Origin of the sequence: Candidatus Chloroploca asiatica (assembly GCF_002532075.1) — a bacterium.
Taxonomy (GTDB): Bacteria; Chloroflexota; Chloroflexia; order Chloroflexales; family Chloroflexaceae; genus Chloroploca; species Chloroploca asiatica.
Genome location: NZ_LYXE01000043.1, coordinates 1 through 10469 on the forward strand (window position 1 = coordinate 1; position 10469 = coordinate 10469).

A 10469-nucleotide genomic window follows, 5' to 3' on the forward strand; every position below is an offset into this window, starting at 1 on the left:
TGGGGCATGCCATCCCGGGTGCGCGCCCGCCGCCCACAATCGGGGCAGAAGACGCCGTCGAAATGCCAGAGCGGGGTGTACTCACCGCCATTGAGCGCTTCACGATGGGCCGTTCCACAGCGGAACAGCTGATCACGGCGGATGGTGCGCGCGCTCACGCCCGGCCCGAAGGTCTGGGTCGTACTCGCGTCGCCGTTGGCCGCCGCGACGCGCTGGGCCTGGCGTGCCTGCTTCTTGCGCGCTTGCTCGCGCTGCTTGAGCGCGTCCCACTCGCGGCGTTCTTCTTCGAGCATTCGCTGGTAAAACCCGGCCCGCCATCAAGGCACTCCGCGTCGTCTGCGAACCTGCCAGGCGGTATGCTAGAATGAAGGGAACCTGATTACCTTTTGGCGAACGGTTTTTCGGCTAACGCATGTGAGGAGCCAGATGATCGATCAATCAGTAACCATTACCCACCTCGACCAGGCGGTGACGGAATGGATCGAAGGTGAGGCACAACGCACTGGACAATCAGTCGAAGCCATTGTGCGGTGGCTTTTGGTGCAAGGGATGGAAGTAGCACGGCACCAAGGTACCGCCCAACGCTACCACGACCTTGATGACCTGGCTGGAACGTGGAGTGCTGCTGATGCTGTGGTGTTTCAGCAGGCGCTTGACGACATGAATCAACTGGATCCGACTCTATGGCAGTGATCACCGTCATGTTGGATACGAATGCCTACACGGCATTCAAGCTTGGACAGGCCGAGGCATTGGAGATCATCCAGCGTGCGCCAGTCCTCACGCTGAGTAGCATCGTCATTGGAGAATTACTGGCTGGGTTTGCGATAGGTTCTCGCGAGGCGCAAAATCGTGCTGAGTTGCAGCAGTTCCTCGCCTCGCCACGCGTCAGTATCCGTCCGATTGATGATCGCACGGCCCAGTACTATGCTCGTATCTACCGCATTCTGAAGCAGAAAGGCAAGCCCATCCCGACCAACGACATGTGGATTGCTGCGTCAGCGTTGCAAACTGGCTGTGCGCTCTTCAGCTTTGACGGGCATTTTCAGCATATTGACGGTCTTGTCTTGGGAACAAGTACCATCGATCTCCTGCTGGCGTAACATATCACCCCTGCTCCATCATACGGCTTTGGTAGACCAGCCAGCGAGCGCGTGATCGCCGCCTGCTCGGTGTCGAGCGGAACGACGACGGGTTCCCGCGCGTCCGCGGCGTCAGTGTGGGGTTGCGGATCGCCAGTTATGCTGCCCTGCCCGGTTCTGAGTCCTGAATCCTGTGTGCTGGAAGGCGGGTTTCAAGGCAACGTTACAGTTTGACGATGAACACCGTGTTCTGATACGCCCGGGCTGACCCCTGACCCGTGACCCCTGAAACCTCACCTAACGAGCAAACTGCATGACACACATCTATCGCAATTTGGATCCGAGTGAAGCTTATGCGTTACTGGAGGCCGATGAATCCGGTGAGGGTTACTGGACGTTTGCTGGCCTGATCTATGATCCGCTTAATCAAGGTGTGTATCGCGTTGCCGCGCCGGTGGCGATTGATGTTGATGAGCATGGCAACCTGAGCATTCCGTTACCGACGCTCGACAATTACCCCTGGGCGGTCGCGGTCTGGACTGATCCGGTGGATCAGGACGACGTTACCCTGCTGGTCGAGGGGCCGATCACTGAGGATAATCTGTGGGAGTTGTGCCTCCCTGATGAGCCAGTCTTGCTCGGTGAGCTCGGCATCATTGATGCCGATACGCACTGGCCCGAATGGGCGGCTGCGATCCGGCGCTGCACTGCGGCCTTCGCAGTCCAGGGCCTTGATGAAATCCTCGCCGCCTTGGGCTTCCACCCACCAATGACCGCCGTTGTTCCAGCTTGGAAGAGTGGCATATATGTCTTGCATTTGGCTAACGACCGCTACTATGTCGGTCAATCGGTCAATTTGCCTGCACGCCTCGCTGCGCACCGCCGGATCTATCCCGATCTCCATGCTGTGAGCCTGCTCAAGTTGCGTGCCAACCAAGCCGAGCTTGATCTCCGCGAACAAGAGACAATCCAGATTCTCGAACTCCAAGGCTTTCCGTTGCTCAATATCGTGCATGCCAGCATTACGCACCAATCCTCGCCGTTTGACGACCTGATCACCCCCGATGCGCAGCAACGGTGGCTTGCCAGCCCGCTTGATCTCGATCACGGCGTGCGTCCGCCGGTGAGTCCTGAACAGCGCCTGAAACAGGCGAGCAAACTCAAGCGGCTGCAGCAACGCCCCGACGTCGACCGTCTGATCGCCTGTTGGCGCACGTACCTTACGCACTGTATTCCCCGTCCTGCCGCGACCGAACCCGCCTACTGGAGCATCAGTTGTCTGCCTTCGACGAACATCAGCACCTGGCCGCGCTTGGCTTGCTTCAACATCAATGTGATGGAGATGTTTGTCGTGGGGTATTTCAAGGAAGATCCGGGACTGCTCTGGGCATTTCTGAACGTCTCAATGGAGGGGTTTGTCGAGATGTACGCCCAGCCTGAGCAATTCGAGGCGGCCCATCCCGAGGCGAGTTTTGAGCCGTCGAACTATGAGGCAGCAGGCCACGATCAACTGCGGTTGAGGGTTGATGGCCTCGATCAGCTTGAGCGGCTCATCGCCGATCCTGGTGTCCAGTATGCGGCGCGGCTGCTCAACCTACACCTGATGCGCAAACGCACCAACCTGTACGCACGCTACCATTGTTACGACTTAGCCGATCTGCTGCTTGCTGATGCGTAAGGCCAGGAGTGAAGCGTACCGCTTCGGAGTCCTCATGTTCAGCATCCCGAATTTGGCGTCAGGGCCGGGGGTGAGGTGCTTTCAGGTATAGAGTTTTTGGGGCGTTTCGGGCCGAGTGTCAAGCGTTTTGAAGGCGGACCGACCTTCTGATACGATACGGGTACACAACCTCACTCGTAGGACATGAGGCACGCATGACCCGCCTACCAGGATGATCGCAATGCTACGATCTGGTGTCAACTCATCTGCCCCACCTGAGCCGCCCGCAGGCGTGGGGGCTGGCGCTCTGGAGTATGGGCATTGTCCTGGCGCAGCGCGTGGGCTTGCTGCTGGTGGCGACGGTGTTGGCCGCGCTGCTCGACCGCAGCGTCACGGCCACGCGGGCACGCTTGCGCGATTGGCACCTCGATGGGCAGGACAAGCAGGGGGCCAAACACAGCAGCAAACGGCGCACGCTCGAGGTACGCAGCTGTTTTGCGCCGCTGCTGCGCTGGGTCATCCGCCTCTATCCTGCCGGTTCCCACCAGCTTGCCCTGGCCATGGACGCCTCGACCCTGGGCCAGCGCTTCACCGTCTTGTCCATCCACGTCGTCATCCGCGGCTGCGCCATTCCGATTGCATGGAAGATCGTGCGCGCCACGGCCAAAGGGGTCTGGCGTCCGCATTGGGACGAGCTCTTCACGGATCTCACGGGCAGCACGCCGGATGGGTGGAAGGTGATCGTGCTGGCCGACCGGGGCTTGTACGCCACATGGCTCTACACCATCATCGTCGGGATGGGCTGGCACCCGTATCTGCGCATCAACCGTCAGGGCAAGTACCGCCCGGTCGGCGCGACCGCGTTCCAGGGGCTGAGCACGGTGGTGGTCAAGGGCGGTTCCGGCTGGAAGGGCCGCGTCGTCTGCTTTGCGACGCCCCAACTCCAGGTGACGTGCACCTTGCTGGCGCGCTGGGAACCGGGCTATACCGACCCGTGGTTGGTGCTGACCGACCTTGCGCCCGAGGAGGCCGACGTGGCTTGGTACGGCTTGCGGGCCTGGATCGAGTGCAGCTACAAAGACATGAGGCGCGGCGGCTGGCACTGGGAGCAGACCAAGATGACCGACCCGGCGCGGGCCGAACGGCTCTGGTTGGCCATGGCCATGGCCACGCTGGTGGTCAGTGTCGGGGTGCACGACGAAGCGATGACCCCGCATCCGGCGCTGGACAACCTGCCGCCCACCCATATCGCGCGCCGACGCAAAGGCACCGAACCTCCGCGCCGCCAGATCAGTTGTTTCCAGCGTGGGCGCTTGCTGGTGATTGCGGCCTTTGCCCAAGGTCGTTCCCTGCCGCCGATGCCGCTCATCCCCGAACCCTGGCCAGAAAGTCTTGACACACCGAACGCGCATGCTGACGCTCCTCTCCCGTATCAGAAAGCGGCGTAGCAAAAACTCTATACGTGAAAGGAGGCCGTACCGGGGTTTCCGTGTCAAGCGTTTCGGCGGCGGGAACTGACGGTTCAGGGCGGTGGGCCGTCATCACAACGATCCTCTCGTACCGCCCTGCATGCAACGGGTTTTTGGGAGCATGGTGTCCAAAGGTAGTCTAGCACATAGGGGCTGGGCGGCCCGCTCCTCCGCCTGCCGGGCGCGTCGGCGCGGCGTGAGCAACTCGTAGACCGGCCAGGCGGCGACGAGCACCGCAAAGCCGAGCCATTGGAAGAGCCCGAGCGCGTCAAGGAATGATGGTTGCATCGTCATGCCTCCTCAGAGCATGGCACGAGATCACGACGTCGGCTGATGCACCAGTCGCAAGACTAGCCGCCGCCCACCGATCAGGATTTCGTTGCCCTGCACCACAATGTCGGTTCCTGGGCTGTCAGGCGTGATCACGAGTTGATCGCCATGGACGTCGATCACCAACGTAACCGGGGTCTCAGCCTTGGCCGCGATGCGTTCGAGGAGCAGGTCGACAAAGACATCGGCCTCACGCTCACGATCGCCACGCGCCATCCGCTCAAGATGCCCCTCGATCATGGCGTCGAACTCGGCCTCGCTCATTGGTCGGTCTGCAAGGCACGGCTGAGGTCAGCTCGACAGGTACCGCTGTGCTGATTGTTCATCATTCCATGCCCCGTCAGCTTCTGCAAGCGGCTGCGCTTCCACAACAAGCGTCGAGTCGTCCGCTCCCTGTATCTGCTACTGGAGCCCCTTGCAGCATATGGTCTAGCAGCACACCGATCTGCTTTATGTCAATGTTTGGGAAATCATTGGAAGTGGCCGTCGGCGTGGAGGGGAGCCTATACTTCGCCCAAGAGCCACCTATACCCGAAGACTCGGCAGTTCAGCAGGCGATCGTTGCCTCTGAACTGCCCCTGGCCCTGAGCGTTGGAGCGATTGGTAGGGCAAGCTACCGATACGACAGACTGTACGCGCTTGATGCCAGCCCTGGCTGGTATACTCAGGCGTTGGATGCTGGCCTAAGAAGCGACTTTCTTGGCGTCGTGCAAACTGGCCGCATTCGGAAGTTGAAGGAGGAAATCAATCAGTGGCTTAAGCAAATGGGCAGATACATTGTCCCGCTTACATCGCCGCCGCTTCAGGTCAAGGTGGCAGGCGAACGCCTCGCCATCAACCCGGCTGAGATCGTCAGCGTTTTTCCACCCGACAACAGCCTGGGCCACTACACCACCGTGCTGCCGCACATTGCCTTCAAGCGCGACACCCTGCCGTGGGAACGGGGGATTGTGATGGGTGCAGATGTCAGCCTGGAGAAACAGCTAAAGAAGATACCCTGGTTGGCGTTGTTGGTGTTGAATGAAGATGAATTCCTGACCGATGCCGGAACACCGCCCGATTCGGTGAAGACGAGCCAGGAGGCTGAAGGTGGCTATGTAAAAACAACGAATGACCTGGTTCAAGAAACTGCCAAAGGAGCATACTGGCCGCCTACCCTGCACCAGGATGAGGATGCAGGTGAACGCTTCAAGGTGATCTATGTGCGGAAAGATGTTCTGCAAAAGCTGTTGCCCAATGCTAAGGCGCTTACCTGGCTGGCGCATGCCCGCAGGAGCCGGATAGGCCTGAAAGGGGTCACAAAGGGGCAAAGCATCGAAGTATACAACGAACAGGCTGTACTCATTCACCAGGAAATAGCATCGGCCGACAATTGCAGGCTCGACTGCGGTGCATTGGCGGCAGGAAGCTACACGATCGAGGTTGACGGCGTCGCCAGTCAACCGTTCCAGATCAAGCCCAGCGACCAGATCGGGGGCGAAACCGCGATTGTCGTAGCCAATCGGCTACCCAAAGAGGGCGTACGATTCAGCGCCCAGGCGCAGATGGTCGATACGGCGCAACAAGCGCGACGCGCGGCCTTTCATCAACCGCATGAGCCGGTGGATGCCGCATTGAGGGTCACACCCCACCAGCACATGCACATGATCGGGCATGACTTCCCATTCAATCACCTCAGCCTGACGCTCGGTGGCAACCTCACGAAGAATAGCTTTCAGACGATCATCAATGCCGCCCTGAAGCACCGTACGACGATACGTGGGACACCAGACGACATGGGAGGTGCAGGCAGAGACGATGTTGTGATTAGAATGAAACTTTTGTTCCATATGAACAGTATACCACGCAGAGCTATTTACGGTCAACTGCGTAGCTCAAGCACGCAAGCTGCGCTTACGGCGCTCCGCCCCACGCTTGAAAGCGGGGGCTACCGCGCCGATCTATTTGGTGTATCCTGGTATCGCAGCCCGTTATTGGCGGGCAAGCCCGGCAAACAAATCCCGGACGAGCAGTTCCCCGTACACACCGCCGATGAACTTCTGCGCTACGACTCCACCTACGGTATGTTTGATACATCTTACGCTGGGGCCTGGGAGTTAGGCCGCCTGCTCTGTCTGCAAAACACACGTATATCTGTGAGCCTCTATCGCTGGAAACGCACGCACATCCGTTCACTCAAGGCAATGGAACAGCAATACCTCCATCCGCATCTGCCCTTTCAGGCCAATGCCTCAGAGAAGATCGTCCTGCCGGATCATGTAGAAACGTGGCTGAGCGAAATCAGTCTGCTCAAAGGACTGCCGTTTCGCTATCTAGTGCCGGATGAGCGCATGTTGCCCGCGGTGCAAGCCACCACGTCAGGCGTCTGGCGCGGGTTGGTGATGATGCCCAGTGGCCCGGTGTCCAACACAATCATTCTGGTCACAACATGCGCTCCGTGACATCAGTGTGCAGGTTTGGATAGAGCTTGCGTGGCGACTCGCGATCCTGATCAAGTTTCTGCAGCATTGCTTCCCACGACTCACTGCCGTCGTCTTCTTCGACCGCTTCAGACCAAGCATCAAGCATTGCGATCGCCGCCTGATTGCGAGCAATCTGTTCGGCGCGGGCCGCTTCTTCGGCTTCCACCAGCGCCGCACGCAGGCGCGCCTGATCGGGTGGCGGGAGCTCTCGGGCCAATCGAAGCACCTGATCAAAGGTCGTCATCGTCGTTACCCTCCCAGCATGCGCTATTTGGGATTATTGTAGCACACGAACAGACGTGTTGCTCTCTGCCTAACCGTCGCATCTAGGGCGATTGCATCTTCTGTGTATGCACCCCGCAAGGGCACCCGCCAGCGCACCCGCCAGCGCACCCGCCAGCGCACCCGCCAGCGCACCCGCCAGCGCACCCGCAAGGGGTGCCCGCCAGGGCACCCGCAAGGGGTGCCCGCCAGGGCACCCGCAAGGGCACCCGCAAGGGCACCCCTTGCGGGTGCCCGCCAGGGCACCCGCAAGGGCACCCGCAAGGGGTGCCCGCCAGGGCACCCCTGGCGCACCCGCCAGCGCACCCGCAAGGGGTGCCCGCCAGGGCACCCGCAAGGGCACCCGCAAGGGGTGCCCCTACACCGGGCCCGCCCCCCGGCCCTGTAGGGGCACCCCTTGCGGGTGCCCCGTTGTATCCGGTTTCGTGTGATGCGATTGCCCTATCGATTATGGAGAGGATACTTGACAGAAGATAAATCGCAGGGTATATTTACTCAGACGTCTGAGTAAATTGAGTTGAATGGCTCATCGGCGAAGGTGCCATGTCCCCGTTGCTTGTTGGCCCTTCGTCGTGGTGGATCACCGGGGCAGGAGTGCCAGTCACGTTTTCCCCCGCATTCCGGCAGACTTTATCTGCCTCAAAAGGCTGGCCACCCATGCGGTCGAGCGGGGCCGTTTCGTTCGCATTGTTCTGCACACGATGGCGCAAGGTCAATGCTTGCTTATTAGGAGAGGGACAATTCACGGGATAAGCGGGTGGTGGTTTCGCCTTGGGCCACGCCGCGCAGGAACAAGACGATCGTGGAGGGCTTTTGGCGGCTGTTTTCAAAACCTTGCACACTAGCTACAGATGAGCCAGTTGAATATGAATAACGATCCTAAACCAATATCTAAGAGCATTAGCTTTATACTTGCACGTGTTTGTATCGCACATCATTATCATGCGAATAAGTTGTTGTCGAAAATTGGGTTGTATCCTAGTCAAGAATTGGTATTGCAGTATTTATGGCAAGAAGACAAGTTAACGCAATCGCAGTTAGCCCAAAAACATGGCGTACAACTCCAAACCATTCATAAAATGGTTGGGCGCATGGAAAGAGCGGGGTTGGTGACCAAACAGGAAGATGAATCGGATCTCAGAATGTCTCGAATTCATCTCACATCTAAAGGCCGTGAAATGCAAACTGTGACGGAAGCTGTGTGGGAACAACTTGAACAGGAGACGCTTGCCGATTTCACAGTAGAAGAGCAATATATACTCAGACGCTTGTTGCATAAGCTAGAAGAGAATCTTACGGAGAATTGACAAATATTTTTTGCATATTACTCAGCCGTCTTACAATATGATCGAAATATCTATATTAGGAGAAAAGCAATGAGTGAACAAAACCCCAAAATTATTGTCACCCCAAATGGCCCGTATGCGGTTCTTCAAACAAGCCGTTCTGCGACGACACGCACAAGAAGGGTGACGGGCAACATCCTAGTTGAACGGTCAGATGGCCAAGCGGTGGAAATAAGAAACCGCATGACACTTTGCCGATGTGGTCAATCGAAAAACAAACCATTTTGTGACGGAACACACCGCGCCATGAGCATTCAAGAATAGGAGAAGCAATGAGTGACTGGAATAGAAAAATCATCGAAGAATTTCGGGCCAATGAAGGCAAAGTTGGCGGGTATTTTGAGAATATGACGCTGCTCTTACTGCACACAACTGGTGCAAAAAGTGGGCTTCCCCGGTTGAACCCGGTCGCATATGCAGAGGATGGGGACCGCCTGGTAATCATTGCGTCGAAAGGAGGTGCAGATACGGATCCGGATTGGTATTACAATGTCGTTGCCAATCCGCATGTGACCGTTGAAGTGGGTACAGAAAAGTTCGATGCAATCGCAATCGTTACCGAAGAACCAGAACGCACCCGTCTTTATGACCAAATGGCTGGCCAATACCCAGGTTTTGAGGAATACCGTCAAAAGACATCGCGCGTTATTCCGGTAATCACCATTTTGAAACAAAAGGAAAAGTAAAGCAGATGGGTTCCATCAAATTTGCCATCCCCTAAGAAGATCACCCGTACACCGACTGGCATGATCTGCTGCACCTGCACAAGCAGCTTCCGATGCGTTTCCTGGGGGAAATGCCCCTTCGGTGCGGACACAACCAACCAACAGAGGGGCAAGGCGCGGCCCTGATAGAGGACACTCACCACCAAGGCCAGGCAGCCACGTCCGACGGTGCTTCCATCCATGACTACGTGGATCGGCTGGCTGGCCAAGGTCCTGAGCAATTCGCGCGCAACGGGCAAAAACCAACCGTCCAGCGTGTGCGCATCACCCTTAAGCCAGCGCTGAAAGCGCTTGATCAGGCTCTGCTGCGTTGCGCCGTTGCTTGGGGCATGATCGGCGATCGTGGGCAGATGCGCGTGTTTGCCACCCGTCAACCCGCAGATCAACGCGACCAACGTCCTCAGATGTTTTTCACGATGCCCGGTTGGACGCAGAGCATAGAATTGCATGATGGCCTGTTTTATGGCACGATACCGACGATGCGTGTCGCTCATGGTGGCTATGCGGAATACATCAAGGCAATTGAGATTGTTGGTGTAGCAACACTATTGGACACTGCAAAATGTATAAAACCTTGGGGGGAAATAGTGGTTGTTGGATTGCTTGGAGGGCCTCCAATCCTAGAAAATTTCAACCTCATGATGGATATACCAAACACTGTGAAATTAAGCTTCTTTAACAGTCAACTATTGGGTACTGAAATGCTACCTCTGAAAGATTCTCCATTAAAATGGATGACCTCGCCCGTCTCGGGATCAGGCATGAACCAGCCCTGGCCGTCAGGAAGAACCCCATACGGAATGTTTCCACCGCGCCACTTGCCTTGCTGGGCACGAAAGCGATGGCGCTTGTAGGTGCGTTGGCTGGTCTCGTCGCTCTCCCATTCGGCGAGCACGCCCTTGATACCGCGCTGGAGCTTGCGGTACTGCGGGGCCTGCTTCTCTGGCTCACCGCTGTAGACGACCTCGATCTCAAGGATGGTCATGTCCGCCTCGAACTGGCGGCGCTCCATATCATTGCGGTGACCGCGGTCAACACGCTCGACCCGTACCCGGTCAAACTCACGGCGGCGGGCCGCCGTGAGCAACTTCTGGAACTCCTCGCGGCGGGCCGCGC

General features: G+C 57.8%; 14 protein-coding genes. 8 read left to right on the forward strand and 6 right to left on the reverse strand.

The window, feature by feature from the left end; genetic code table 11:
- Positions 1-293: hypothetical protein (locus tag A9Q02_RS03880; protein WP_216361435.1), on the reverse strand; the 293-nt coding region annotated here is incomplete at its 3' end.
- A 133-nt stretch (positions 294-426) separates the two neighbouring features.
- Here A9Q02_RS03880 and A9Q02_RS03885 point away from each other — a divergent pair.
- The 4 genes from A9Q02_RS03885 (at position 427) to A9Q02_RS24565 (ending at position 4187) form a co-directional block, all read left to right on the forward strand.
- Entirely contained in the window at positions 427-693 is a 267-nt protein-coding gene (locus tag A9Q02_RS03885) for a hypothetical protein (protein ID WP_097651050.1), read from the forward strand.
- Complete coding sequence (locus A9Q02_RS03890; RefSeq protein ID WP_097651051.1) at positions 684-1103, forward strand: type II toxin-antitoxin system VapC family toxin; 420 nt, start codon at positions 684-686, stop codon at positions 1101-1103. The genes A9Q02_RS03885 and A9Q02_RS03890 overlap by 10 nt, the downstream gene beginning before the upstream one ends.
- Before the next feature lie 292 nt (positions 1104-1395).
- The gene (locus A9Q02_RS03895; protein WP_097651052.1) at positions 1396-2760 is read left to right on the forward strand and encodes a GIY-YIG nuclease family protein; all 1365 of its coding nucleotides are present in this window, start codon (positions 1396-1398) and stop codon (positions 2758-2760) included.
- Positions 2761-3053: 293 nt separating this feature from the next.
- Positions 3054-4187 (forward strand): transposase, encoded by a 1134-nt coding sequence (locus tag A9Q02_RS24565; RefSeq protein ID WP_216361436.1) that lies wholly within the window; start codon positions 3054-3056, stop codon positions 4185-4187.
- A 93-nt stretch (positions 4188-4280) separates the two neighbouring features.
- Here A9Q02_RS24565 and A9Q02_RS03905 read toward each other — a convergent pair whose 3' ends face one another.
- Positions 4281-4496 carry a hypothetical protein gene (locus tag A9Q02_RS03905; RefSeq protein WP_097651054.1) on the reverse strand — a complete coding sequence of 72 codons (216 nt, stop codon included), beginning with the start codon at positions 4494-4496 and terminating at the stop codon, positions 4281-4283.
- A gap of 30 nt (positions 4497-4526) precedes the next feature.
- Entirely contained in the window at positions 4527-4802 is a 276-nt protein-coding gene (locus A9Q02_RS03910; RefSeq protein ID WP_097651055.1) for a hypothetical protein, read from the reverse strand.
- Positions 4803-4990: 188 nt separating this feature from the next.
- Between A9Q02_RS03910 and A9Q02_RS25385 the strand changes: the two genes are divergently transcribed.
- Positions 4991-6979 carry a hypothetical protein gene (locus tag A9Q02_RS25385; RefSeq protein ID WP_483862424.1) on the forward strand — a complete coding sequence of 663 codons (1989 nt, stop codon included), beginning with the start codon at positions 4991-4993 and terminating at the stop codon, positions 6977-6979.
- On the opposite strand, the gene A9Q02_RS03935 is transcribed toward A9Q02_RS25385, so the two are convergent.
- Positions 6960-7244, reverse strand: a complete 285-nt coding sequence (locus tag A9Q02_RS03935) for a hypothetical protein (RefSeq protein WP_097651060.1) — start codon at positions 7242-7244, stop codon at positions 6960-6962. The two genes, A9Q02_RS25385 and A9Q02_RS03935, sit on opposite strands and share 20 nt — an antisense overlap.
- 904 nt (positions 7245-8148) lie before the next feature.
- Here A9Q02_RS03935 and A9Q02_RS03940 point away from each other — a divergent pair.
- The 3 genes from A9Q02_RS03940 to A9Q02_RS03950 all read left to right on the forward strand — a co-directional run bounded on the left by A9Q02_RS03940 (position 8149) and on the right by A9Q02_RS03950 (position 9314).
- Entirely contained in the window at positions 8149-8589 is a 441-nt protein-coding gene (locus tag A9Q02_RS03940; protein WP_172450604.1) for a MarR family winged helix-turn-helix transcriptional regulator, read from the forward strand.
- A gap of 69 nt (positions 8590-8658) precedes the next feature.
- Positions 8659-8892 (forward strand): CDGSH iron-sulfur domain-containing protein, encoded by a 234-nt coding sequence (locus A9Q02_RS25305; RefSeq protein ID WP_097651062.1) that lies wholly within the window; start codon positions 8659-8661, stop codon positions 8890-8892.
- Positions 8893-8900: 8 nt separating this feature from the next.
- Positions 8901-9314 (forward strand): nitroreductase family deazaflavin-dependent oxidoreductase, encoded by a 414-nt coding sequence (locus A9Q02_RS03950; RefSeq protein WP_097651063.1) that lies wholly within the window; start codon positions 8901-8903, stop codon positions 9312-9314.
- Here A9Q02_RS03950 and A9Q02_RS03955 read toward each other — a convergent pair.
- On the reverse strand, positions 9257-9802 hold the full coding sequence (locus A9Q02_RS03955; protein ID WP_097651064.1) for a hypothetical protein: 546 nt from the start codon (positions 9800-9802) through the stop codon (positions 9257-9259). The genes A9Q02_RS03950 and A9Q02_RS03955 overlap by 58 nt on opposite strands.
- A 233-nt stretch (positions 9803-10035) precedes the next feature.
- Positions 10036-10469: recombinase family protein (locus A9Q02_RS03960; protein WP_141508689.1), on the reverse strand; the 434-nt coding region annotated here is incomplete at its 5' end.